This window comes from Helicobacter sp. 23-1044, assembly GCF_053654695.1.
This window is the reverse complement of record NZ_JBSIUQ010000018.1, coordinates 1-23,006: the sequence shown is the minus strand read 5'-3', so window position 1 is coordinate 23,006 and position 23,006 is coordinate 1. Positions and strand designations below refer to the sequence as shown.

37 protein-coding genes and 2 pseudogenes are annotated in these 23,006 nt (G+C 40.0%); 10 read left to right on the top strand and 29 right to left on the bottom strand.

Going from position 1 to position 23,006, the window contains the following annotated elements:
- From ACWIUD_RS11630 to ACWIUD_RS11590, 9 genes and pseudogenes are all read right to left on the bottom strand, one after another.
- A pseudogene (locus ACWIUD_RS11630) lies at positions 1-1,168 on the bottom strand (MBOAT family O-acyltransferase); the annotation flags it as partial.
- 207 nt (positions 1,169-1,375) lie between these two features.
- Positions 1,376-1,852 (bottom strand): TM2 domain-containing protein, encoded by a 477-nt coding sequence (locus tag ACWIUD_RS11625; protein ID WP_454149272.1) that lies wholly within the window; start codon positions 1,850-1,852, stop codon positions 1,376-1,378.
- Positions 1,845-2,276, bottom strand: a complete 432-nt coding sequence (locus ACWIUD_RS11620; RefSeq protein ID WP_454149271.1) for a TM2 domain-containing protein — start codon at positions 2,274-2,276, stop codon at positions 1,845-1,847. The genes ACWIUD_RS11625 and ACWIUD_RS11620 overlap by 8 nt, the downstream gene beginning before the upstream one ends.
- Positions 2,277-2,338: 62 nt before the next feature.
- On the bottom strand, positions 2,339-3,037 hold the full coding sequence (locus ACWIUD_RS11615) for a 5'-methylthioadenosine/adenosylhomocysteine nucleosidase (protein WP_454149269.1): 699 nt from the start codon (positions 3,035-3,037) through the stop codon (positions 2,339-2,341).
- A complete protein-coding gene (gene fabD, locus ACWIUD_RS11610; RefSeq protein ID WP_454149267.1) occupies positions 3,034-3,966 on the bottom strand; it encodes an ACP S-malonyltransferase in 933 nt (310 codons plus the stop codon). The genes ACWIUD_RS11615 and fabD overlap by 4 nt, the downstream gene beginning before the upstream one ends.
- A 233-nt stretch (positions 3,967-4,199) precedes the next feature.
- The gene (locus tag ACWIUD_RS11605; RefSeq protein ID WP_454149265.1) at positions 4,200-4,349 is read right to left on the bottom strand and encodes a hypothetical protein; all 150 of its coding nucleotides are present in this window, start codon (positions 4,347-4,349) and stop codon (positions 4,200-4,202) included.
- 26 nt (positions 4,350-4,375) lie between these two features.
- Positions 4,376-4,912, bottom strand: coding sequence for an FKBP-type peptidyl-prolyl cis-trans isomerase (locus ACWIUD_RS11600; protein ID WP_454149263.1), 537 nt, complete (start codon positions 4,910-4,912; stop codon positions 4,376-4,378).
- Positions 4,913-4,921: 9 nt separating this feature from the next.
- Positions 4,922-5,758 carry a tetratricopeptide repeat protein gene (locus ACWIUD_RS11595; protein WP_454149261.1) on the bottom strand — a complete coding sequence of 279 codons (837 nt, stop codon included), beginning with the start codon at positions 5,756-5,758 and terminating at the stop codon, positions 4,922-4,924.
- A gap of 16 nt (positions 5,759-5,774) precedes the next feature.
- Positions 5,775-6,296 carry an OmpA family protein gene (locus ACWIUD_RS11590; protein WP_454149259.1) on the bottom strand — a complete coding sequence of 174 codons (522 nt, stop codon included), beginning with the start codon at positions 6,294-6,296 and terminating at the stop codon, positions 5,775-5,777.
- Between the two features lie 134 nt (positions 6,297-6,430).
- Here ACWIUD_RS11590 and ACWIUD_RS11585 point away from each other — a divergent pair, with 134 nt between their 5' ends.
- The 3 genes from ACWIUD_RS11585 to ACWIUD_RS11575 all read left to right on the top strand — a co-directional run bounded on the left by ACWIUD_RS11585 (position 6,431) and on the right by ACWIUD_RS11575 (position 8,023).
- Positions 6,431-7,561, top strand: a complete 1,131-nt coding sequence (locus ACWIUD_RS11585) for an MFS transporter (RefSeq protein ID WP_454149274.1) — start codon at positions 6,431-6,433, stop codon at positions 7,559-7,561.
- A 94-nt stretch (positions 7,562-7,655) separates the two neighbouring features.
- Positions 7,656-7,892, top strand: a complete 237-nt coding sequence (locus tag ACWIUD_RS11580; protein ID WP_454149257.1) for a hypothetical protein — start codon at positions 7,656-7,658, stop codon at positions 7,890-7,892.
- Positions 7,877-8,023 (top strand): hypothetical protein, encoded by a 147-nt coding sequence (locus ACWIUD_RS11575; protein ID WP_454149255.1) that lies wholly within the window; start codon positions 7,877-7,879, stop codon positions 8,021-8,023. The genes ACWIUD_RS11580 and ACWIUD_RS11575 overlap by 16 nt, the downstream gene beginning before the upstream one ends.
- On the opposite strand, the gene ACWIUD_RS11570 is transcribed toward ACWIUD_RS11575, so the two are convergent.
- The 6 genes and pseudogenes from ACWIUD_RS11570 to ACWIUD_RS11545 form a co-directional block, all read right to left on the bottom strand.
- Positions 8,015-8,182 (bottom strand): hypothetical protein, encoded by a 168-nt coding sequence (locus ACWIUD_RS11570; RefSeq protein ID WP_454149253.1) that lies wholly within the window; start codon positions 8,180-8,182, stop codon positions 8,015-8,017. The genes ACWIUD_RS11575 and ACWIUD_RS11570 overlap by 9 nt on opposite strands.
- Before the next feature lie 258 nt (positions 8,183-8,440).
- Positions 8,441-10,114: a hypothetical protein gene (locus tag ACWIUD_RS11565; RefSeq protein WP_454149251.1), complete on the bottom strand. Its 1,674-nt coding sequence runs from the start codon at positions 10,112-10,114 to the stop codon at positions 8,441-8,443.
- 4 nt (positions 10,115-10,118) lie between these two features.
- Positions 10,119-10,292 (bottom strand): hypothetical protein, encoded by a 174-nt coding sequence (locus tag ACWIUD_RS11560; RefSeq protein WP_454136900.1) that lies wholly within the window; start codon positions 10,290-10,292, stop codon positions 10,119-10,121.
- A 9-nt stretch (positions 10,293-10,301) separates the two neighbouring features.
- Positions 10,302-10,715, bottom strand: a complete 414-nt coding sequence (locus ACWIUD_RS11555; protein WP_454149249.1) for a biopolymer transporter ExbD — start codon at positions 10,713-10,715, stop codon at positions 10,302-10,304.
- Between the two features lie 167 nt (positions 10,716-10,882).
- Positions 10,883-11,335: pseudogene (gene exbB, locus ACWIUD_RS11550) on the bottom strand (TonB-system energizer ExbB); the annotation flags it as partial.
- The gene (locus tag ACWIUD_RS11545) at positions 11,329-11,712 is read right to left on the bottom strand and encodes a RidA family protein (RefSeq protein ID WP_454149247.1); all 384 of its coding nucleotides are present in this window, start codon (positions 11,710-11,712) and stop codon (positions 11,329-11,331) included. The pseudogene exbB and the gene ACWIUD_RS11545, both read right to left, overlap by 7 nt.
- 64 nt (positions 11,713-11,776) lie before the next feature.
- Between ACWIUD_RS11545 and ACWIUD_RS11540 the strand changes: the two genes are divergently transcribed.
- From ACWIUD_RS11540 to ACWIUD_RS11525, 4 genes are read left to right on the top strand one after another with little or no spacing between them, the layout of a single operon-like run.
- Entirely contained in the window at positions 11,777-12,184 is a 408-nt protein-coding gene (locus ACWIUD_RS11540; RefSeq protein WP_454149245.1) for a hypothetical protein, read from the top strand.
- Positions 12,147-12,272 (top strand): hypothetical protein, encoded by a 126-nt coding sequence (locus ACWIUD_RS11535; protein WP_454136905.1) that lies wholly within the window; start codon positions 12,147-12,149, stop codon positions 12,270-12,272. The genes ACWIUD_RS11540 and ACWIUD_RS11535 overlap by 38 nt, the downstream gene beginning before the upstream one ends.
- Positions 12,273-12,290: 18 nt before the next feature.
- Positions 12,291-13,172, top strand: coding sequence for a cytochrome-c peroxidase (locus ACWIUD_RS11530; protein WP_454149243.1), 882 nt, complete (start codon positions 12,291-12,293; stop codon positions 13,170-13,172).
- Positions 13,126-13,362, top strand: coding sequence for a hypothetical protein (locus ACWIUD_RS11525; protein ID WP_454149276.1), 237 nt, complete (start codon positions 13,126-13,128; stop codon positions 13,360-13,362). Before ACWIUD_RS11530 ends, ACWIUD_RS11525 begins: the two co-directional genes overlap by 47 nt.
- Positions 13,363-13,467: 105 nt before the next feature.
- Here the strand turns inward: ACWIUD_RS11525 and ACWIUD_RS11520 are convergent, their stop codons facing one another.
- The 5 genes from ACWIUD_RS11520 to ACWIUD_RS11500 are packed head-to-tail and all read right to left on the bottom strand — an operon-like array spanning position 13,468 to position 15,874.
- Positions 13,468-13,653, bottom strand: coding sequence for a hypothetical protein (locus ACWIUD_RS11520; protein ID WP_454149241.1), 186 nt, complete (start codon positions 13,651-13,653; stop codon positions 13,468-13,470).
- A gap of 28 nt (positions 13,654-13,681) precedes the next feature.
- Positions 13,682-15,316 (bottom strand): WD40 repeat domain-containing protein, encoded by a 1,635-nt coding sequence (locus ACWIUD_RS11515; protein ID WP_454149239.1) that lies wholly within the window; start codon positions 15,314-15,316, stop codon positions 13,682-13,684.
- A gap of 13 nt (positions 15,317-15,329) precedes the next feature.
- Entirely contained in the window at positions 15,330-15,524 is a 195-nt protein-coding gene (locus tag ACWIUD_RS11510; RefSeq protein WP_454149237.1) for a hypothetical protein, read from the bottom strand.
- Between the two features lies 1 nt (position 15,525).
- Positions 15,526-15,648 (bottom strand): hypothetical protein, encoded by a 123-nt coding sequence (locus ACWIUD_RS11505; RefSeq protein ID WP_454149235.1) that lies wholly within the window; start codon positions 15,646-15,648, stop codon positions 15,526-15,528.
- Positions 15,620-15,874 carry a hypothetical protein gene (locus tag ACWIUD_RS11500; RefSeq protein ID WP_454149233.1) on the bottom strand — a complete coding sequence of 85 codons (255 nt, stop codon included), beginning with the start codon at positions 15,872-15,874 and terminating at the stop codon, positions 15,620-15,622. The genes ACWIUD_RS11505 and ACWIUD_RS11500 overlap by 29 nt, the downstream gene beginning before the upstream one ends.
- Here ACWIUD_RS11500 and ACWIUD_RS11495 point away from each other — a divergent pair.
- A complete protein-coding gene (locus tag ACWIUD_RS11495) occupies positions 15,874-15,999 on the top strand; it encodes a hypothetical protein (RefSeq protein ID WP_454149231.1) in 126 nt (41 codons plus the stop codon). The two genes, ACWIUD_RS11500 and ACWIUD_RS11495, sit on opposite strands and share 1 nt — an antisense overlap.
- An 85-nt stretch (positions 16,000-16,084) precedes the next feature.
- Here the strand turns inward: ACWIUD_RS11495 and ACWIUD_RS11490 are convergent, their stop codons facing one another.
- Both ACWIUD_RS11490 and ACWIUD_RS11485 read right to left on the bottom strand, forming a co-directional pair.
- Entirely contained in the window at positions 16,085-17,137 is a 1,053-nt protein-coding gene (locus ACWIUD_RS11490; protein WP_454149229.1) for a quinone-dependent dihydroorotate dehydrogenase, read from the bottom strand.
- A 57-nt stretch (positions 17,138-17,194) separates the two neighbouring features.
- The gene (locus tag ACWIUD_RS11485) at positions 17,195-17,434 is read right to left on the bottom strand and encodes a DUF2443 family protein (RefSeq protein WP_454149227.1); all 240 of its coding nucleotides are present in this window, start codon (positions 17,432-17,434) and stop codon (positions 17,195-17,197) included.
- A 5-nt stretch (positions 17,435-17,439) separates the two neighbouring features.
- Here ACWIUD_RS11485 and ACWIUD_RS11480 point away from each other — a divergent pair, with 5 nt between their 5' ends.
- Both ACWIUD_RS11480 and ACWIUD_RS11475 read left to right on the top strand, forming a co-directional pair.
- A complete protein-coding gene (locus ACWIUD_RS11480; protein ID WP_454149225.1) occupies positions 17,440-17,574 on the top strand; it encodes a hypothetical protein in 135 nt (44 codons plus the stop codon).
- Complete coding sequence (locus ACWIUD_RS11475) at positions 17,534-17,752, top strand: hypothetical protein (RefSeq protein ID WP_454149223.1); 219 nt, start codon at positions 17,534-17,536, stop codon at positions 17,750-17,752. Before ACWIUD_RS11480 ends, ACWIUD_RS11475 begins: the two co-directional genes overlap by 41 nt.
- A gap of 2 nt (positions 17,753-17,754) precedes the next feature.
- Here ACWIUD_RS11475 and ACWIUD_RS11470 read toward each other — a convergent pair whose 3' ends face one another.
- From ACWIUD_RS11470 to ACWIUD_RS11440, 7 genes are all read right to left on the bottom strand, one after another.
- Complete coding sequence (locus tag ACWIUD_RS11470) at positions 17,755-17,994, bottom strand: ComEA family DNA-binding protein (protein WP_454149221.1); 240 nt, start codon at positions 17,992-17,994, stop codon at positions 17,755-17,757.
- A 65-nt stretch (positions 17,995-18,059) separates the two neighbouring features.
- Positions 18,060-18,215, bottom strand: coding sequence for a hypothetical protein (locus ACWIUD_RS11465; protein WP_454149219.1), 156 nt, complete (start codon positions 18,213-18,215; stop codon positions 18,060-18,062).
- 30 nt (positions 18,216-18,245) lie between these two features.
- Positions 18,246-19,244, bottom strand: a complete 999-nt coding sequence (locus ACWIUD_RS11460; protein WP_454149217.1) for a PP2C family serine/threonine-protein phosphatase — start codon at positions 19,242-19,244, stop codon at positions 18,246-18,248.
- Positions 19,241-19,927, bottom strand: a complete 687-nt coding sequence (locus tag ACWIUD_RS11455) for a vWA domain-containing protein (protein WP_454149215.1) — start codon at positions 19,925-19,927, stop codon at positions 19,241-19,243. The genes ACWIUD_RS11460 and ACWIUD_RS11455 overlap by 4 nt, the downstream gene beginning before the upstream one ends.
- A 216-nt stretch (positions 19,928-20,143) precedes the next feature.
- On the bottom strand, positions 20,144-21,280 hold the full coding sequence (locus ACWIUD_RS11450; RefSeq protein ID WP_454149213.1) for a protein kinase domain-containing protein: 1,137 nt from the start codon (positions 21,278-21,280) through the stop codon (positions 20,144-20,146).
- Complete coding sequence (locus tag ACWIUD_RS11445) at positions 21,277-21,831, bottom strand: PIN domain-containing protein (protein ID WP_454149211.1); 555 nt, start codon at positions 21,829-21,831, stop codon at positions 21,277-21,279. Before ACWIUD_RS11445 ends, ACWIUD_RS11450 begins: the two co-directional genes overlap by 4 nt.
- Positions 21,824-22,861 (bottom strand): PDDEXK nuclease domain-containing protein, encoded by a 1,038-nt coding sequence (locus tag ACWIUD_RS11440; RefSeq protein ID WP_454149209.1) that lies wholly within the window; start codon positions 22,859-22,861, stop codon positions 21,824-21,826. The genes ACWIUD_RS11445 and ACWIUD_RS11440 overlap by 8 nt, the downstream gene beginning before the upstream one ends.
- Positions 22,862-23,006: the final 145 nt, after the last annotated feature.

Genomic DNA, 23,006 nt, shown 5'->3' with positions numbered 1-23,006 from the left:
TTCATCTAAAATACTTCCGCGATTTTGTTTGGCATTTGAACGCTTTTTGCCTCTGTTTCCGCCCAAAGGGATATAAAGGCACTCTTTTAAGAATCGCCCCAAAGTGATATGCCACCTGCGCCAAAATTCTGCGATATTTAGCGATTTGTAAGGTGAGTTGAAGTTAAGCGGTAGCACTATGCCAAACATTAGCGCAAGTCCCATCGCCATATCGCAATACCCGCTAAAATCAAAGTAGAGTTGAAATGTGTAGCTTAGCGAAGTCGCCCAAGATTCGGCGATATTTAGCACTCCGCCGTTTTCGACAATGCCAAATCCTGTGTTTGCCCATTTGGCAAAGCTATCAGCGATAAAGACTTTTTTAAATAAACCAATGCTAAAAATAAAAATGCCTTTGGCTAGAAATTCGTAGTTTATTGTGGATTGCTTCGTTGTTTTCGCTTCGCTCACTCGCAATGACGAATCATTTGAATCGTTTGAATTTGCGCTCATTTTTGCAAATTGTGGCATCATTTCTCTGTGATGGACAATGGGACCCGCAATAAGTTGCGGAAAAAAGCTAATAAAGAGCGCGTAATCAATAAAATCAATATGTAGATTTTCGTTTGATTCGCCTTTTCCGTGTTTGTAGCAGTCAAACAAAAATGCGATTTGCTGAAAGGTTACAAAACTAAGCGCAAGGGGCAAAAGAATATGTGGCAAAGGGATATTAAAATCCAAATGCGCTATTTTGCTAAACAAATTGAAATTTTCTAGCAAAAAATCCGTGTATTTAAAAAAGCAAAGAAGCGATAAGTTGAAAATTATGCCGATAACAAAAAAGAATTTTGGTGTAAATCTATCTAAATAGACAATTCCCCCCCCCCCCCCTTTTTAACACGCATTTTTTTTTAGTAGATTCTGCGATTTGGGTTATTTTTAAAGATTCTGCGCTAGATTCTGCAAATCTTAAAATGCACTTTGCTAAAAAGTAATTTACAATGATAGAGCCAAGCATTATAGGCAAATACGCCACTTTCCAAAATGCGTAGAAAAATAGCGATGAAGCAATCAAAAAGATTTTTGCCCAAAGAAAATGCGCTTTAAACTTTGCATTTTTTAGCAAATGAAACACTATCCACACGAGCGGCAAAAATGCAAAGATAAAAGCAAATGATGAGAAAAGCATAGGCGCGTCCTTTTTTAAAATATATGAAATTTTGCAAAAATTAAAGGCGCGATTTTAGCAAAAATTTCTAAAACTTCGTGCTTTTTGGCGAAATGTTTAGATTCTGCGCTAGATTCTGCGGATTTTGTAGAGTGCGCTTTGGGCGAATGCTAAAAAATGCGATTTGCCCCGATTCACATCGCCACCCAAAGCAACAGCGAGTAATTTTTACTGCAATGCGCTATGAATTTTGCTTAAATTGTCTTTTTTGATGCCAAAAAATACAAGAAAAATATCCACTATCCACCATATATATGCCACTACAATGCCGATGATTGCCAAAACAAAAGGCAAGAAATACTGCTCTATTATCATATCTACTACATCATCATCGCTCATCATAAATGTGTTTTCTGTCGCGACAGCTGCGACAATAAGCACCACAAAAAGTATCGTGTAGCTTATGATGATTAAGCCAAGTTTGGCAAAGCCTAACTTTAAATCGCCCTTATAAAACCTATCCACGCCCAAAATGCCAAAGAGAATTGACAGCACTATGCCGACAACGGGGCTTTTAAGCACCACTAGCATAAGTTTTTGCAAAGCATTTTCGCCCACTTTTTCAAGTTTCTCTTGCAATGGCACAAGGGATTCGCTAGGGATTTTGCCCTTTATGCTCATCAAAAATACACTTATATTATCCATTTTTTGTCTCCAATATTTCAAAGATTTTTTTAAGATTATCGCGCTTTATGCCCTTCCATACCAAAAACATATCCGCGACACACCACGCCACCATCGCAACCATAGCAAGTAGCCACAGCACGGCTAATACTGCACTTTCATTTGCGATTAACCTATCGCCCAAATCAGCTTCAATGCCGATATAAACGACTACAATATAGATGATTTTAAAGATACCTAAAATAATATCACCTTTGTAAATCCTATCAACGCCGGGCAATATTACCGAAAAGATAAGCCCCAAAATCGCGCTTTTGAGATTTATAAGCAAAAGTCGCTTACTTGCGCCCTCACTAGCTTTATCCAAACTCTCTTTAAGCCTTAAAAGCGCATCACTTGGCACTTTGTCCTTTAAATTATAAAAAATCATATCATTATTTTTCATATTTTTCCTTTTTGTGATTAAAATTGCGTGAATCTAAAATGCCGCAAATCCCTACATTTTTCTCAATCATCGCCCATTTTTTCAATCATCGCTAGGACGAATTTCGCGCTTTTTTGGGCGGAGTGCTCCAAAAATTCATCAAAGCTGATATTTGCGCTATCATCGGCACTATCGCTAATTGAGCGAATCACACAAAACGGCACACTTAGCAAAGACGCCACCACAGCGATACTTGCGCCCTCCATTTCCACCGCAGCGGCGTTGAAGCGCTCCATAATCCACCCTTTTTTGCTGGCATCTGAGATAAAACTATCGCCACTTGCCACAATGCCCTCTTTTAAGTCGATATTTTGCGCTTTTGCAACGCCCTGCGCGATTGCGTTAAGATTCGCGCTTGTTTTTATGTAGATTTTGCTCTCAGGTATGAATCCAAGCGGATGCCCAAACGCGCTAATATCCACATCGTATTGACAAAGCGCAGTTGCCAAAATAATATCGCCCACCTTTAAATCAGCGCGAAGCCCACCAGCCACGCCACTAAAAATAACGCACTCCGCGCCAAAATGCAAAATCATCGTAGCACAAGTAAGCGCGGCGTGAATCTTGCCTATTTTGCTGTAAGCAACTATAATCGTGTGATTTTTGTGGGTGATTTTGTAAAATGTGTTGCCACCAATTTCCGCGCTCTCATAATCCTTGAAATGCTCTAAAAGTGGCGTGATTTCCTCATTCATCGCACCGATGATTGCGATAGTTTTCATTGTGATATTTCCTCCAAAACTGCGTTTAGATTTTGCATTGTGCCAATTGTGTGCGTGGGTTTTGTGCTTAATCGTTTGTTTAGCCCCTTTAACACCGCGCCATAGCCAAATTCGATAAAGCAATCTACTTGCGATTCGACTTTTTTAATGCTTTGCTTGTAAAGCACGGGCAAAGTTAGCTGTTTTGTCAAAAGATTCACCGCATTTGCCTTGTCGCTGTAAGATTCAAGCGTGGCATTTGCGATAATCTCACAAGCGAAACTATCCTCCAAATACTGCTCTGCTAATGCGCGAAAATCCGCACTCATCGGCTCTAAAAGCGGACAATGACTAGCCACAGACATAGGGAGTAGCAAAACGCGCTTTGCGCCAAGATTTTTCAACTCGCCCTCAGCAATCATCAAATCGACTTTGTAACCCGCCAAAACGCACTGCCCATCGCTATTAAAATTCGCACACCAAATCTTGCCACTTGCATTTTCTTCGCGTTCACTGCAAAACTTTTGCAATGCTTCATCACTAAGCCCAAGCACGACAGACATTCCCGCGTCCTTGCCCTCGCAAACGCTCTGCATTAGTTTGCCACGCTCATACACCAAACGGAGCGCGTTTTCAAAGCTAAGCGAACCTGCGATGAGATTTGCGGTGATTTCGCCAAGTGAGTGCCCAAGCGCAAATGTGGGCTTTATGTCGCAACTTTGGGCAAAAAGACGATTGGCGATATAGCTTACCAAAAGTATCGCTGGTTGCGTGAATTGCGTGAGATTCAAATCATCGCTTTGATTGAAAAGCAGATTTTTCATATCGATTTTTAACGCATCACTTGCTTGTTCAATTAGCTCTTTGGCAAGGGGCGATTCATCATAAAAGTCTTTGCCCATTCCTAGTGCTTGTGAGCCTTGTCCGGGAAAAATAAAAGCGTATTTCATTTGTGTATCCTTTTTGTTAAAATAAGCAATTCGTCTCTTACGCAATTCGTAGCAAAGCGTAGAATTTGCGAGGGCGAAAGCCCGAAGCAACCATCTTTGCGGGAGCTTGAAAAATTCTCGCTCAATGGACGCCCAAGTCCTATTTTCGCTCGAATTTTTCGGCGCAACCCACAAACCTTGCGCAAGATACTAGAATTGCGAAACGAAAATCTAATCTAATTTCACATAAAGTATCAAGTCGCACAACAAACAATCGAAGTAATGGCGGTGTGGCTTCTTGCGTTAGTCGCGCTTGTCAAGCGAAATAGGACTTGGGCGTCCATTGAGCGCAGATAAGTGCGACTAACGCAAGAATTGCATACCCCAGAACAAATTGCACCCACGCAAAAGCACCAAAGAGACGACGCGCTTAATGTCCGCAACCGCAACCTGACTCGGTATGATTCGCTCCCCCACAACACCCCTCTCCGCCACCGCAATGATGATGGTGCGTCGAATTTCGGTGCAATTCTAAAATCTCATCATCATTTGGCACTTTGCTATCCAAAACCTCCACTTCAAAAAGCAGAGTTTTTCCAGCCAAAGGGTGATTATAATCGATAATCACAGAATTTTCGCCAATTTCGGCAACCACCACTTGCGCCATCTCGCCATCCTCGCTTTGCCCATACAGCGTCATCCCCTGAACTAGCTCAATTCCTGCAAACTGCTCTTTTGGCACTTCTTGCAAAAAATCGCCATTTCTCTCGCCATACGCGTCCTTTGGTGCGACTTCGACTTTGAATTTATCGCCGATTTTTTTATCCATTAGCGCATTTTCTAACCCGCAAATTACTTGATTTTGCCCGATGATAAATTTAAAATCATCGCTTTTATCAAGCACCTCTGCGCTTTCTTTGCCGCTGACTTCGTATTTGATTGTTACTAAGTGATTATTTTCTATCATTTTTATCCTTTATTTGAGTTTTTTAAGTTGCGTTTTTGCGTCCTTTGCCTCCGTGCTGTTTGCAAAACGCGCAATTAGCGAATTATAAAAGTTTTTCGCATCATCATTTCGCCCAAGCACCCGCAAAGAATTCGCGCAATTTAGCAATAATCGTGGCATATATTTTGCCCTCTCATCAAGTGTCGCGCTCTCTTTGTAGTGGTAAATCGCATCATCATATTTATTTTTCTCATAGGCGATATTGCCCAGCATATAGTGAGATTCTGCCTTTTTGTGGTTGATTTCAATAAGCCAATTATACCGCGCTATTGCTTCATTAAATTTTTTGCTGTAAGTTAGTCTGCGCGCTTCTTTAAAAATCTCATCTTTTTTTGCCTTATCTTTGCTAAATGCAATCGATGAAATCTCCCGCTGCTCACGCTGCTCTGCTTGTTTATCTAACTCAACTTGCTTTATTTCGCCAAGCAGAGTTTTTATCTGCGTGATAGATTCACTAAGGGCGTTTAGACTATCAGTTAGCGTTTGGATATTTTTAGAATTGCTATCAACTTGCTCTTTTAGCGCAGAGAAGCTCTCTTTTGTGAGATTCGCAGAATCTAGCGCATTTATTTTGTTATTTAAATCATTGAGATTTTTTGCCTGTCCTTCATAAATGCTTTTAATCCCATCAGTTGAGATTTCTAACGCCTTTATTTTGCTCTCAATCTCAAAGATTTTGTCAGATTGCAATTCGGTTTTACCTTTTAGATTCTGCATTTCTTGTTTGGTAGAACCGCTTTGCATTTCAAAGGCAGATGGTTCGCTCCACAGGCAAAGCGGAGCGATAACTAATGCTAAAAATCTCACTAACAAAATGCTTTATTTATTTTGATAAAACAAAGTCTGCTCGTCTATTTTCTTGCCAACAAGCGCGAGTTTTCTCAACGCAAAGCGGTTTGCTCTCGCCATAACTCACCAAGTCGATTTTGCCCTCTGCTACGCCATTGCCTACAAGTGCGTCTTTTACAGATGATGCGCGTTTTAGCGCAAGGGCGTAATTGTATTCATCACTGCCCCACTCATCGGTATTGCCTTCAACTCGGACATTTGCACCGCTATCAATAATCAGCTTTGCATTATTTTTTACGATTTCGATATTTCTACTGCCTTCGATTATGAATCTATCAAATCCAAAATACACCGAATACAGCGAGTTATCGCCACCGCTACCATAAACATTGCCACGACTTGTGATTTCGCCATCGATTGTGCCATTAGCATCGCCGGCACTCGCAGAATCGCTGCCGCTAGATTGCGTATCCACCTCAACATCGCTCTTATCGCCACACCCTACAATCATCATCGCTCCAACCAAAGAAAAAGTCAGTAATAACTTCTTAATCATCGCCTACTCCTATTTTTAAATTTTAAAAACGCAAATTCTAACCAAAATATGCTAGTGATGTCAATTATTTTTAAGATTCTGCTACAATTCGCCGCTAATTTTTTAAGCTAATTTTATCTCAAAGGCACAAAATGATAAGTTCAAAGCGCACGATAAAGTCGCTAACCGCGCTATTTGTGGCGATGGCATTTCTCTTTGCGGGGAATGCTTTAATCGTTAGCTCTGTGGGCGTGATTTTAAAGCAAAGTGGCGCAAGTGCCCTTGCCATCGGCGCGGTGAATGCCTTTTTCTTTTTTGGTGCGCTAGTTAGCACCATCTCATCGCATAAAATCATCGCGCACATCGGGCATATTCGCGCATTTGGGATTTTTGGAGCGATGTGTAGCATTTGCATTATTTTGCATTCATTAAGCGTGAATTTGATGCTATGGGCAGGACTTCGCTTTTGTCTTGGGTTTGCATATTATGGACTTTTGGTGATTATTGAATCGTGGTTGAACGAAAAAAGCAAGGACGCCGTGCGCTCCCGCGTGATAGGATTTTATGAAATCGTATTTTATGTTTCATTTGGCGCGGGGATTTTGATAATGGGGCTAAATCTTCCCACACACACGCTATTTGTGCTATCTTCTTGTCTAATTATGTTTTCATCGCTCCCGCTTAATCTTTTGCGTATAAATGCCCCGCCAATCCCGCAAAAGACGCCAATTTCATTGCCAAAAGTTTTCAGCGTTGCGCCACTTGCGCTTTTGGGGAGCTTTATCGGTGGTATGCTTATGAATGGATTTTTCTCGATGGGGAGCGTGTTTGCGCTATCACGCGGACTTAGCGTGGGCGAAGTGGCGCATTTTATGTTTTGCGTGATGCTTGGGGGATTTATCGCGCAAAGTTTGATTGGTAGTATCAGCGATAGATTCGGACGAAAAGTGGCAATAATGCTAGTTGCATTTGTCGCGCTAGTGGGAAGTGTGGGATTTTTGCTGAAACTTGGGATTTGGGGAATGTGCGTGTTTGGCGTAATCTTTGGCGCGGGGATTTTGTGCCTTTACTCACTCGCCCTTGCACGGGCAAATGATATGCTAAAAGACAAAAGCAAAAGCGTAGAAGTCAGTCGCACGATGCTATTTTCATACTCGCTTGGCTCGCTAATGTCGCCACTTGTGCTTGGCGCACTAATGCAAGGCTTTGGCGTGGCGGGATTTGTGTGGTTTTATATCGCAAACTTGGTGTTTCTCATTGCCTTTGCGGCAAATAAACCGCGATAGGGTTGAGATTCTGCGATTCAAATAAAAAAACGCAGAATCTAACACGAAAAAATTCACAGATACTGCAAAATTTATTTAGATTCTGCATTTTTGCGTGAATCGCAGAATCTGCCTTAATTTTTCGTCATTGCGAGATTTGACGAAGTCAAATCGTGGCAATCCACAATTAAATCAATCGTGCGACAGCACCGACTCTCGCCCGCTTCGTGGTGCAAAAAATCGGGAGCAAGGTGCAAGTCAGTGCAACCGCCGATTTTTTGCTAGAAGCGGAAAAAGCGAGAGCCCTCCCCCTAAAAGCGAAAAAGCGGCTGCTTTTTGGGGACACAATTAAATAGTCGGGGGGAGCGGAGCGGGGGTGCAGCCCTTTTGCGAGAAAAAACAAACGAAACTAATTTAAAAAACGGCGAAAATATCGAAGAATCGCAGAATCTAAAAAGAGATTCTTCGCTTCGCTCAGTATGACAATTTTGTTTGGATTGCTTCGTTGTTTTCGCTATCGCTCAAACTGCCTCGCAATGACGAAATGGGGTGTTTTTGTCCGTCATTGCGAGATTTGACGAAGTCAAATCGTGGCAATCCATTAGGGAGAATCTGTATTTTAGACGAATCGCTTACTTGCAACGAATCTGCATTGATTTGTTTTTGGGATATTGATTCAATATTTTGATTAGATTTGTGTGATTTATGGATTGCTTCGTTGCACTCGCTTTGCTCGTGCGCCTCGCAATGACGAAGTGGAGGTAGATTCTGTGTTTTTTATAAAATTTATGATTTTTTACCCACCCCCTTAATCCCCCTCCGCAAGGGAGGGGGAAATTTTAGATTCTGCGTTTCAAATAAAAAAACGCAGAATCTGCCACAAATTCGCAGAATCTTTTCTTACCCCCTTGCGCCGATAATTTCTTTTACCCTCCGTAAAAACCACTCATAATCATTTTTAAACCCCTCACTTGCATTCCGTAGCGAACTCTCCAAATCCGCCATAAAATCCTGCGTGGTGCTTTGCATTTTGTCTGTGCGAGAGAGTGCGCTATCGATTTGCCTTTGCAACACTGCTAAAATCTCCACTAATTCCGCACTTGAAGTTTTCAGCATATCGCTATTTTGGCGGACATATTTTGCGATTTCATCATTGAGATTTCGCACACCTTCGGCATTTATCAAATTCAAATCCTTACTTGCATTCACACTTGAAATGCTTATCTGCTCCAAACTCTCCAAATATTTCGCACTCATCGCCACTAGCATTGAGTCCAAATTTTTATAATGACTATCAATCTGCGCGGACATTTGCTCTAAAATATTTTTTTGCGTGGTGGAAATATCCTCAAAGTAAAGTTTTGTCGTGTTTTTTAGGTGCTTTATGCCGTCCTTATTTATCGCGCTAATCATCTCGCTAGTATTTTTGGAAATCGCCTTTGAGTGCAACTCCACATCTTTATTCAACTTCGCGTAACTTTCATTTAGCGATTTATTGTGATTTAGGGCGGATTTTATCAATTCATCCAAAATTTTTATATTCTTTGCGAGTTGCATTTGCACTGCGCCATCCCGTTTGCCTAAATCCGCGATAATTTTTTGATTTGCGCTATCAAACTCCGCAAGGACGCCATTCAATCGCGCACTCAACTGCGCGAAAAATTCGCCCATAATTTTTAGTGCCTCAATCGCCCCGCTTCCTACATTATTAACCGCATTTAACTTCTCATCCAAATTTGCATTTTGCGCTTTGTATCGCTCCATAATCACGCTAACTTCCCTATGCAAGGCGATGATTTTTTCATCCCTCGCTAAAATGCTATTTGTCAGCGCGGAGAATTTCGCCAAATTTTCCGCAGAGTGCTTCAAAATCTCATTTGAGTTAAGCACACTTTGGCGATACTCATCCTGCCAAACCAAAAGATTTTCCACCGCGCTATTAAATCGCTTGAAATTCTCGCTAAAATGCACCTCAATGCTATTTTGATATTTGTTTGCAAGTGCTTCAACGCCACTAATCACATCCGCGCTAAAATTCGCACTCAACCGCTCTAACTCTTTTTTAAGATTGAAATCCATCTCTTTTATCGCAGAATCTAGGGCATTTGTCTGCTCTATAAACTTTTCTTGATTTGTCAAAATCGCAGAATCTATGCTTTTTAGCGCGTTTGTATTTTTCTCAAAATGCTTTTCAAGCGCAGAATCTAGCGCATTTTTAAATTCATTTGCCAAAATTTCATTAGATTCTGCGATTTTTAGATTTGCCTCTTTTAGCGCGGTAATCGCCTCTTTTAAGTCATTATTATCGCTTAAATTCTCCACGCGCTCTTTTTGAAAAACGCGCTGATAAATGCCCACAATCGCGCCCAATCCCATCGCCACAATCAAAATACAAAGCGCATTCATCTCCGCAAATGACAGCGCATCGCTTATCTCCACAGCAATCACCACAAGCGCACCCAACGCGCCAAGCAAAATAATGCTTCCCCTAAAATCCTTGTGCTTTTTATTCGCACTAAAAATGTCAATCCCCGCCAAAAGCAGCAGCACCGCAATCCAAACTACACTAATCACCGCGCTATTTTCCTTTCATTTTGAATTTTTTGTCAAACTCTTCGCCTAACCAATCTGGTTTTTGGATTTTACTTTTGCGATTTATGATTTTTAGATAAAGTCGCACACAAAGCAAAATCGCCGCCATCGTCACCACCGCAGAAATAATCATCTCCAAACTATAATTTTCCTTAAACATTTTGCCCCCTTATTTCGCAGAATCTGCGGTAGATTTTGTAGATTCTGCGTCAATCAAAATATACAAATTTTTAAATTCCAAATTTTCTAACATCGCCATAATTTTCACAAATGCCTCAAAATTGCTTTTCTTATCGCCATTTAGCACGAGTGGCGTATCCTTTGGCAGGTGCGAAATGTGAAATCTCAACTGCTCCAAACTCACCTCCCTTTCATCGAAAAAAATTTTATTGTCATTTTTAATGCTGATGATTTTGTCCTCTTTGCTTAAATTCGCGCTACTTTTCGCAGAATCTTTGACTTGCGGGACATCGATTGAGAGATGATTTTGCTTGATGAAAGTCGCCGTTGTTAGCACAATCACGAGCAAAACAAGCACAATATCAATAAATGGAATGAGATTTAGGGAGTCGATTTTTTTCATTTTTGCTCCATTTGTGGCGCAGAATCTGCGATTTGTCCCCCCTCCCTTGCGGAGGGGGCTAGGGGGTGGGTATTTTTCGCATTAGATTCTGCGATTTTCATTTGATTCGCAGAATCTCGTGCGCCTTTTTTTGTCATTGCGAGATTTGCCAAATCGTGGCAATCCATTTTATTAAATTCTGCATTTTTCGCAGAATCTCGCATTTCCGCCTCCAAATCCCATTTCGCTAGTAAAACTTCACATTTTCGCAATAATAAATTATACCCCACAATCGCGGGTATCGCCACAATTAACCCAAGCGCAGTTGCTTTTAGCGCAAGTGCAAGTCCGCTCATAATCGCACCCGTGCTAATTGCGCTATCACTTTGTGAAATCTCCAAAAATGTCAGCATTATCCCGCCAATCGTCCCAAGAAGTCCAATGTATGGCGCATTTGTGCCGATTGTGGCGAGCAGTGTGAGATTGCGAGTGAGTTCAATTTCTAGCATTTTTTTATCCACAAATGCCAAAATATCAATTTTTTTATACACAAAAATGCGTTCCATTATCAATGCAAAAACAATCACGCTTAAAAATATCAAAATCCCCAAAACGCCGTATTCAACGAAGTCTTTTAGCATTTTGCACCTTTTATCGCAACGCACTCAATCTCAACTTTTGCCCCCTTTGGCAGTTCTTTCACGGCAATTGTGCTTCTAGCGGGTTTATGTGCGCCAAAATAGGACATATAAACCTCATTTACTGCCGCAAAATCATCGATATTTGTTAGAAAAATAGTCGTTTTAATCACGCTTTGCAAGTTAGATTCTGCGCTTGTCAAAATCGCCTTTAAATTCTCCAAAACCTGCGCAGTTTGCGCCCTTACATCGCCATCTACAAACTCGCCATTTGGCGTTAGCGCGATTTGCCCAGAGGTGAAAATCAACTCGCCAAAAATCTTACCCTGCGAATATGCTCCAATCGCCTTTGGCGCGGAAGTAGTCGAAATCGTCTGCATTTTTTGTCCTTCAAATTTTAAAATATGATAGAATTCTAACAAAATTTTTATTAGGATTAGCGAAGTGAGAAAATTTGCGCTGTTTGTGCTTTTTGCGGGGATTTTGAGTGCTGATAATTTTTTAGCGCGAAACGAAGCAATAATCATCGATGGCAGGACAAATGAGATAAAATTCGCCCTGCAAATCACCAAAGATGGGAAAATCAAAAAGCGATTTTTAAGCGAAAATGAAAAAATCGCAATCTATAAAAAAATGCCAAATTTAGCGAATTCAGCGCAAAACGCAGAATCTGCGGATTCTGCGGAAAATGAGTTAGATTCTGCGGAAAATTCTATGCGAGATTCTGTGAAAAATGCGGTGGATTCTGCGGATTCTGCGCGCAATGAGTTAGATTCTGCGAAAATCAAGCAATGGGATAAAAGCAAGATAATTTATGAGCAGCGCGTGTATAAAATCGATATTTTGCGGTAGATTCTGCGATAAATGCGAGATTCTGCGATTTTTGCGAAAAATGCGAAAAAGCGAGATTCTGCGCCAAGTGCGAGATTCTGCGGATTAAACAAAAAAGGGAGATAAGATGAAATTTTTAGCGATTTTTATAATTTTGACAAATCTTTTTGGCAGTTATGAACTCATAGAAAAGGCGAAGGACGCGGGATTAGAAGCGATGGACTTAAAGCAAAGCACCGCACCAAAATCGCAAATTGAGTTAGGCAAAAAACTCTATTTTGACCCGCGCATCGCAAACTCAAATGCGATTTCGTGTAATGTTTGCCACAATCTCGCGCTTGGCGGGAGCAACGCACTCCCCAAAACCCCGCCTTTTAACGCAAATGTGCCTACGATTTTCAACGCAGAATCTAACAAAATTTTTTTAAAAAATCACCTGCAAGCACACATTACAGGCGATTTGAAGCAGAGCAACGCCACCATCGTGCCTAAAATAAGTGCTTTTTCGCAGTATATAATCGATTTTAAAAAGGCGTATGGGAATAATATGGATATTGATATGGATTTGATTGCGACTTCAATTGACGCATTTGTGGCGACTTTAAAAACGCAAAGTCGCTTTGATGACTTCCTGCGGGGAAATATCAAGGCACTAAACCGCGCGGAGTTAGATGGACTCGCGATTTTCATAGATAAAGGTTGCGTAAAGTGCCATAGTGGCGTGAATTTGGGCGGTGGGGAGATTGCATTTGATGAAATTAGCGCGTATAAATTTGCGAATAATTTCAAAAAAGGCGAGGCGGTAAAAGTGCCTATCTTGCGGAATATCACGCAGAGTGCGCCGTATTTAAAAAGCGGGACGGCGACTTCTTTGAAAGACGCAATAGAGATGATGACAAAAAAGGGCGAAACTCTCACGCCAAAGGAAATCGAAAGGATAAAAGCATTTTTTGATACGCTAAATGGGAGAAAACCAAGCATTATTTATCCGCAACTACCGATGGAGTGAGATTTGGGGAGATTGCTGTGGCAATTTGTTCTTGGGTATTCATTCCGCAGATTTGGATAATTTCGAGTATTCGCAGACCGCTAGTCTAGTCTCACACTCGAAATTATCCAAAAACTACGAAAGCAACACCGCAATTACTTCGATTGTTACTTCACTTCGTTCGCAAATTATGCGAATTGTGATTTGCTGACGCGAATCAAATTTTATTTTTTGTCATTCCAAGCAAGTGAAACGAGCGAAGAACCTCAAAAATCCATCATTGCGAGATTTTGCGAAGCAAAATCGTGGCAATCTATTATTTTATTTTGGCAGATTCTGCGATTTTTGCGACAGATTCTGCGAAATCGCAGAATCTGTGAATTTTTTCGTGCGAGATTCTGCGAATTAAATAAAAAATCGCAGAATCTTGGATTGCCACGATTTTGCAAAGCAAAATCTCGCAATGACGGCAAACTTCGTGTGAATTAAATGCGCCAAACACACAAAATTACCCCGCCAAAAAAGCGATTTTATATCTCTTTTAGCGTTTTTCCTACTTCATCCATTTTCACCTCCAAATTCAGCGCGAAATCGCGGTATTTGCGGAAGTTTTTCAAAATCGAAATGCACTCTTTGCACTCCGCCATATCCATCTTATAAAACGCATTTTGCGCCCTAAAATAGACAGATTCTGCGTTATTTTCCATCTCCCCATCAAAAATACCGACAAAACGATAGTTTTTTTTCAGCTTAAAATACTCGCCATAATCGCCATTTTCAATCGCTTCCATCGCCAAATCCACCTTTTGCGGATAGAGCAGAATCTCTTGGATTATTGCGACTTTTGAGGCGATTTTTTTATAGGGCATCATAATGGCGTTTGCGTCGTCTTTTTTGCCTTTTTTGGCGAGTTCCTTTGCGAGTAAAATAATCTTTACAAACCTCGCCTCAAAGTCCTTGTAGCTTTGCAATTCGCGGATTAGCGGATTATTTTGCGCCATTGGGATTGCGCGGATTTCTAACTTTTGTGCCATTAGATTTTCAAACTTTGGAATTTCTTTTATTTGCTTTGCAAAACTCGCAATCACTTCGCCCTTAATCTCCGCGTAGCGCGAGATTATCTGCTCTGCAAGCGGGATATTTCCACCACACGCTAAAATCTTCGCCTCCATCATATCCGCTTCAAACTTCGCTTCCAACGCCAAGTAAAACTGCTCATTTTGCAAAAACTTATAAATATTTGCAAATTTATACGCCTCAACCAAGTCATTTTCGGCGATTAGATTTTGACAATGTGTCTTAAAATCATCAAATCTATATCCAAAAACGCTATTTTTCGATGACAAAACTATGCTATTTTCAAATAGCGCAAACGCCGCAATCGGCGCGGTGCTAAAACTTTCCATAATGACTTTCGCGCTATAAAAGTCACACAGCGAAAGTGCGCCATTTGCCCCAAGCACGAAAATATAAGAATTATAAAAGCAGATTTCCACCACCTGCGAATAAACCGCCTGAAACTTCCGCAACAAAGTCCTTGTGTAGGTGTCAATCACATAAATATTCCCGCCATTATCGCCAAGCAGTAAAATCGCAGAATCTGCGCTAAATTTCACGCATTTTATAATGCTGTTTGGATTGATATTTAGCGGAGTTGTGGCGTTTTTATTGCTATCAAAAAGCAAAATGCTTCTATCATAACCAATCGAAATTATAAACCGCTCATCCTCGCTTTCTTGCGCTAATAGCACGAAATCTTTATGTCGCATAAGCACTTTTAGCAGTTTGCCATTTAAGTCATATTTACTCAAAACGCCGTTTTTCCCGCCGATAAGCACGGATTTTTTGGCGATACTCACGCACTCAATCTTTGAATCAGCACTTTGAATAGTCTGCAACGCGCGACTTTGCAAGGCATCCATTATGCAAATGCTCCCCTCATCGCCGTTAATAAAGGCAAACAATGTCCCGCAAATGGCGACTTTATTTCGCATAAAAGAGGACTTTGGCAAGGTGAGCGGGATTTTTTTGCTTTGGTTGTGATTTATGATATTCCCCACCCAAAACATTTGCTCTTTGAAATCACAGGCAAAAATCGCATTTGAGGCAAAATGCAAAATATCCGCACAAAACTCATTTTCCACGCGAAAATACGGCTCTATCATCGCTTCCTCCAATTTAGATTCTGCGATTATAGCAAAAATGGGAGAATTTGGGGAGATTTATATGGAATGTGGAATGTGAAATAGATTTGTGCGAATTTTGTGCGTTTTTTATAAGATTCTGCGACTCGTGCGAAATCGCAGAATCTTGCGTGATTTTTCTGTCATTGCGAGGCGCACGAAGTGAAGCGAGTGCAACGAAGCAATCCAAATCATTTTGTCGTTTTGAGCGAAGCGAAAAATCTCTTTTTAGATTCTGCGTTTTTTGTTTGATTCGCAGAATCTACGATAGTTTCGCCATTTTTATCATTTAATTCGCTTGTTTTTTCTCGCAAAAAGGGCTGCACCCCCCTCCCCGCTCCCCCTACTCGCCAAAAGCTGCCGCTTTTCGCTTTTAGGGGGAGTGCCTCGCTTTTCCGCTTCTAGCAAAAAATCGGCGGTTGCACTTCTGCAACCTTGAATCCGATTTTTTGCACCACGAAGCGGGCGAGTTTCGGGTGCTTCGCACGGATTTGATTTTATTATGGATTGCTTCGTTGTGGCTTCGCCACTGCCTCGCAATGACGAAGTGGGGGCAGATTCTGCGAATTTTTATTTCATTCGCAGAATCTAACACGCTGTTTCAAAACAATCGAAGTAATGGCGGTAGTGCTTTGGATTATTTTTGCGTGAAACAAGCGAGATAGAACTTGGGGGTTCATCGAGCGAAATTTTACGCAAAAATAATTCAAATGATTACCCCAGAACGAATTGCCACGCACCACAATGTTTTTAATGTAGCGATTTTCCTACTGCTTCATCGATATCCTTAAATCCATCCTCTTCTAATCTCGCCAAAATGCCCTTATTTATTTCGCCAACCAGCGCAGGTCCCTCAAAAATCATAGCACTATAAATTTGCACCAAATTTGCGCCAAGTTTGATTCGCTCATAAGCCTCATCGCCGTCATTTATCCCGCCTACCGATATTAGCGCGGTTTTGCCAAAGAAATTTTCACTCAAAATGCTAAAAATTTCGCGCGATTTTTTCTTTAACGCCTCTCCACTAATGCCTCCAAAATCTTTTCCTCCCTTTAAAAGTGCGTAGTCAATAGTCGTATTTGTCGCAATAATCCCCGCTGCGCCGTTATTTATCGCACATTCACACACGCGGAGCATCGAATCGATTTGCATATCAGGGGAGATTTTTAAGAAAATAGGCTTGTTGCTTTGCTTTGTCAGCTCACTAAATAGCGATTTGACGAACTCTTCGTTTTGCAAATCGCGCAAATTTGGCGTGTTTGGCGATGATAGATTCACCGCAAAATAATCGCCCACGCTTTTAAAATTTGACACTAATTTTTTGTAGTCAAATAGGGCTTTTTCAGGCTCTGTGATTTTGTTTTTCCCGATATTTATGCCTAGTGGCACGGCAAAGGGATAGATTCGGCTAATGCGCCGTAAAATCGCACTTGCGCCGTCATTGTTAAATCCCATCGCGTTTTGAATGCTATTTTCCGCCACGAATCGAAAAAGGCGCGGTTTTGGATTGCCATCTTGGGGCTTTGGCGTAATCGTGCCTAGCTCAATATGCCCAAATCCAAGCGACAAAAGCCCCTTTGTCATCGTGGCATTTTTATCAAAACCCGCCGCCAAGCCCACAGGATTGTAAAAATCCATTCCGCAAACGCTAGTTTTTAAGCGCGAATCCGCCACACAAAAGCGCAGTGCTAATTTTTCTAGCACAAATGGCGTAGCTTGTGCCAAAATCAGCAGATTTTCTGTGATTTTATGCGCATTTTCTGGGTCTAACTTAAAGATATATTTGCGTAGTTTTTTATACATTTTTGCCCCTTATTTGCCCCTTGTAAAATCGCAAAATCGCGCTAGATTCGCGCAAATCTAATACACCAAAAATTCTTTTTTGATTTTATTTAGCTCGTTAATTTTTTCTTTGAGTTTTTGCACTTCATTATCGATTTGCTCCAACTTCCACATCTCCAAATGTGGCGGATAGTCCGCACTTCCGCGCTTTATCATCACGAAATCCAAAAAGCTAATTTTATGCATCCCAAGCAAAATTTGAATTTCCTCCATCGCCTCTTCGATATCCTTAATCGCCGTATTTATCTTATCAAACATACTTTTTGCCCCCAAACTTCGCAGAATCTAAAAAGCAAAATGCTATCATAAATTTTATAAAAAATCGCGAACATTCGCACAATTCGCAGAATCTTAATAATGACGGAGATTTTCGCTTCGCTAAAAATGACAAAAAGTAGCGAAAAACGCAGAATCTACCTACAATTCGTCATTGCAATGGGGCGAAGCGACCGAAGCAATCCACAAAAAAATATAGCTTACCGCAAACTCTCTTTTAAAATATTTAAGGCAAGTTTAGGCACTTTTAAATGCCAAATTCACGCAATTCTCACAAATCCAAAAGCCAAATTTCCCTAAATCTACTTCACTTTCACCTTATCTTTGATTTTATCAAAAAGTTTATCGCCGATGCCTTTGATATTTTTCAAATCCTCTGGCTTTGTGAATGGCGTTTTTTCGCGATATTTGATGATTTCCTCTGCTTTTTTATCGCCGATTCCATCAAGTGCCATCAGCTCTTTTTTAGTCGCTGTGTTGAGATTCACCGCACCAAATGCGAAACTTACCAAAAATAATAATGCAAAAAATAACCTTTTCATAATGTAGTCCTTTAAATTGAGATTAAAAAAAGCAAGAATCTTAAACATATAAACTTAAATTTTGCTTAAAATAATAAAATATTAAATCGCCAAATGCCCTCGCAGAATCTCCCACGAAAATCGCAGAATCTAATGCAGATTCTGCGAAAATTCCACAAAATCGCAGAATCTAGCAGTAAATTATTTTTATGGATTGCTTTGTGTGAATTACACCAAAGCAACGATGGGAGTGTGGGAGATTGAATCTAATCTTATTTTATTGCGATTTGTGCGCTGTATTTTTTGCCATCAAAGCTAACTGCGCCTATTTCGCATAGTTTTTGCAAATATATTCGCACACACCTTTGAAAATATTTAGTTTTACTTTGTAAAGTTTGCAAAATTTCGTCAAATTCCTTTGGCGACTCTAAACTCATTATGATTTTATCAAAGTTCCTTATTTTTGTGTAATTTACCGCACTGCCTTCCATTTCAAAAAGCCACTTTTTTTGCTCACCTGTGAGTTTTGAATATCCTAAAAACTCATCATTTCGCGCCAAAATCGCTAGTGAGCAATCATCAAAAGTCGCCTTAACTAAAACATTATCCATCGTTTGTTGCATTCGCTCTTGCATTTTATCTTGCGAGATGAGCAATGATTTTTGCAAAATGCCTTTTAATGCCTTAAACTCCCCACTTCGCTCATTATAAAAACTTGGCGCAACGCCATCAGACATTAGCGCAAAGGCATTTATATTGTCCATTTTATCTATGATGATTTCTGCTTTTTGCCACGCATTTTGCGAAGTGGTAAAAAATGTCGTATTTGCAAATTCGCCATTTTGTGCGCCAGAGATTAGTCGCATTTCATTTGAATCCAAAGCGCATATTAGCCCATCGCCTAAATGAAAAGCGATAAAAATATCATTGCAAACTCCCACACACAAAAGCGTAGAAGCCAAATCTTTCAACGCGCATTCTCTAAACTGCGCCTCTTTTTGCAATTCACCTAACAAAGCATTTAAAATATCTACTTTTGCAGAATCTGCATCTTGCAAAATCAGCATAAAATGCCGCTCTAAAATCTTGCAAATAAATTTTGTGGCAATCTCTGCGCCAAAATGCGAGTATTTTGCCGAACCTGCGCCATCAGCTAACGCAATCGCGCTAAATTTTGGAGTGATTAGCGAAAAGGTTTTATCTTGGCAGGGCGTGTTTGTTTTTATATGGCTTCTACCCTGTGTGGCGCAACAAATCGCCTTAAAACTCATAATTCGCCCCAGCCTTTTATGCCTTCAATATCAAGCTTGACATTATCCCCCGGCATTGACGCAGAGACTGCGGAAATACTTTTGCTAAGCCACTCGAAAAATTTATTAAAGCTAAGCCCTTTTAGTCGCAATGGAGGGCGTTTGGGTGAGAATTGCGCCAAAACATTCATATCTGCATAAGGACCTATGCCGATAGGAAAAATAGTAAGTCTTCTTTCATTTACCTGCTCTACGCAACAAGAAATCGCCCTTCGCAATTCATCTTCATCGCCATTTGGCGCACCATCAGTCATTAGCACCATCCACGGCTGATAATAATCCACGCCACGATTTTTGTATTCATCTTTGCGTTTATCTAGCAAATCTAATCCCAAATTTACCGCTTCACCCAACGGCGTAAGTCCATTTGCTATCAAGGTGGGGCTATTTTTTTGCACATTTAAACTTGAAAAATCTACTAGGCATTCAAAGCCATTATACCCAAAAGTCACTACGCATATTTCCGCAGAATGCACCGCCATTTCATCATTAGCAATTGCATTATAAAACATTTTTACGCCCTCATTTAGCTCATTGATTGGCGCACCAGCCATAGAGCTACTTGTATCCAAACAAAGGCAAATAGGAATTCGCGCGGTGGGGTTATTTACCAAGTCCTCGATTCTAATCAAATCATTACTCATTTCTTATCCTTTATGTTAAAATTAAAAGCGCAATATTATCAAAACAAATCTTAATTTTGTTTTGTTTTTTGAAAACAATTATAGCATTCCTTAAATTTTGCAAGTTTTATGCCGTATTTTTTATTAGGCTCTCTAAAAATTATTTCGCCACCACATTTTTGGCATTTGTATCGCTCTACTTTTGCATCTTTATAAAGGCAATCTTTATATATTTGTTTAATATGTCCTTTTTTTATCGGTTTCTTTATTGCAGATTCTGCACTTTATGTATTCTCTATTTTTGATTTTTTTATATCTTGATGGAAAAATGTCATTTGACATTTCATCGATTTCAATCATATTATTTAAATTATTGCGATAATTTTCAAAGAGTTTAAGCCATTTTTTTGCGCTTATGCGATTATTTTTGTCATTATATTTGCCACCTTTTTGAAATGTGTGATAAAAAGATTCTTTGAGTTTATAGTCCAAATGACTCCACATAAATTTCCACGAGCCTTCGGGTGCTTTTTCGTTGCTACTGCCATCAAAGGCATAAGGAAAATTGCCATTTTGGATATTTTTTGTGGGGGATTCGCCACCTTGTTGCGAATATGGCGGTTTTCCCGGTAGCATTATCATAAAAAGAAGCGTTGCTACGGCAAATTTATCATTGCCTATTGTGCGCAAAAATGTAGCATAATTTTTGCCTTGAATCTCAGGTGCGGTAAAGTTTATCGTCCCCACAGGACAAGGAAATCCACCGATTTGATAGCTATCAGTATCCACAAAATATATTTCTTTTGGGGAGACTACCAAAATATTTTGCGGATTTATGTCGCCTAAAATAACATTTAAGCTATGCAAAAATGTAATTTTTTCTAAAATCGTTATGCAAAGCTCAATCATATCTCTCTTTTTAAATTTTGGAAAATACTTTTCTAATAGTGGCTTGGAAAACATAATCCTTTGCAAGTTATGCCCCTTTGCCTTTGGCATTAGAAAGCCGACAAATTCATTGTGCTTATTTAGCAAAATCTCACTTGGAAAACAAATGCCTTTAAACTTCACTTGGCGGGTTATCATTAGTTTGATTTTTTCATAGATTCGCTTTGTGATTTTTTGCGCAAAATAGATTTTTGCAATATGCTCTGTGCTTGTCTCAAACGCAGTCCCTTCGCCACCTTCGGCGATTTTGTTTGTTAATTTTATTTGCGTCCCGCTTGGCGTCATCACATAATCGCCGACTTTTGGGATAAAATGCGTTGGCAAAATTTCATTGCTAATATCAGTGATTTGAACGCCTATCATAAATGGCTTAATTTTCGCAGAATCTAAATTTTCTTGCGATGGCGATTTATCTTTAAAGTTCAAAATTTTACCCAAAAATTCAGAAACCAAATTTGGCTTATCAAAAACCCCTCATTACTAATGAAATGCGCGCTAACTTTTTTGCCATTTGTGGCTTTTTTGTCATTTAGTGCCAAAATATCGCGCGCCAAGTCATAATCACGCGTGATAAGTAGCATAGTGTATTTTGTGCGAAATTGCGTGAAAATCGTATCAAACACATTATCTGCGTGGCTATTGTCGCTTTTGTCGCCAAAAATATTGATTACGCGATTTTCGAGTAGTTTTTTGATGAGATTCACGGCATTTTTGGCGCGGAGGGCTAGATTTTTATCTTGCGAAGTATTTGCGTGTTTGAGTAGCTCATCTACCACGCTTTTTGGGATTATGATTGCTTTTTGATACTGCTTTAAAAATGGCGTGATATTTTGCCAAAATGTTTCGATTGTGTTGATATTCCACTGCTTTTGAGTCGCCAAAAGGGCGCAAGTATCGATGAAAATCCTATCATTTTCTTTGACTAATTTTTCCAAATAGTCTTTTTTGGCAGCAAGTTTCGCAGAATCGCTATTCATCAAAAAATCCTTGCAATCTCTCGCCTATCTCTTTTGGTGTGGGCAAAAGTTTTGCCAAATCTTTTGGCGGGGTTTTGGTAAGTGTGTAAGTGGCTACGCCTATGGGTTTGGTGGTATTTTTTAGCGCGTATTCTACGATAGTTTTGCTTTTGTCTTTGCATATAATTATGCCTATGCTTGAATTTTCGCCATCTATGCGCACTTGCTCATCAAGCAAGGCTAGATAAAAATTCATTTTTCCTGCGTATTCGGGCTTAAAATCGCCGATTTTTAGCTCTATGGCGATAAGAGATTTTAGTCGTCTATGATATAAAAGCAAATCGATGAAAAATTCCTGCCCATCGGCTTCTAACTTGTATTGATTGCCTATAAAGGCATAATCACTGCCCATTTGGGTGAGAAAATTTTGCACTTGTCTTATAAGGGCAAGTTCTAATTCTTTTTCGCTATGCTCGTTGCGTAGGGACAGAAAGTCAAAAGTATATTCATCTTTTAGAATCAAACTTGCTTTTTGGGATAGATTTTGGGGCAGTGTCGAATCGAAGTTGTTTTGAGATAAAAGGGATTTTTCATAGCTTTGGTCTATGTGATTGTCTAGCACGCGGTAGCTCCACGCGTTTTTGAGTGTGGATTTTATGTAAAATTCTCTTTGCAAGTCGTCTTTGCATTTTTGAAAAATAAGCACATTGTGCGACCACGAAATTTCTGCAGACAGTGTCTGCAGTTTTTGATTGTCTTTGTAGGCAAGGTAAAAATTTCGCATATTCCATAGATTTCGCGCACTAAATCCGCTCAATCCATCAAATCCGCTTTGCAATGCTTTGGCAAGGCTCTCAACCACACTTTTGCCCCAGCCAAAATGCTCTTGCCTTTGAGTGATAATCTTGCCTATGTCGCTATAAAGGGCGATTAGTTCTTTATTTACCGCTTTTAGGGCTTGGGTGTGGGCGGTTTGGATTTTGGCTTTGACTTCGCTAACGAAGTTTTTGAAATCGGTGTCTTGGGTGATATTTGTAGTGTTATTTTGCATTAAAACTCTTTTTGATTTGTAGATTTTATTTGGATTATAGCGAAAATTTGCTTTTTTTGAAGGATTGTTAAAAAATGCTTGTTTAGTCCCCTATAAAATCGGGTCGGTGTAAAACCATCTTGCATTTTGCTTAATGCTTTTGGCG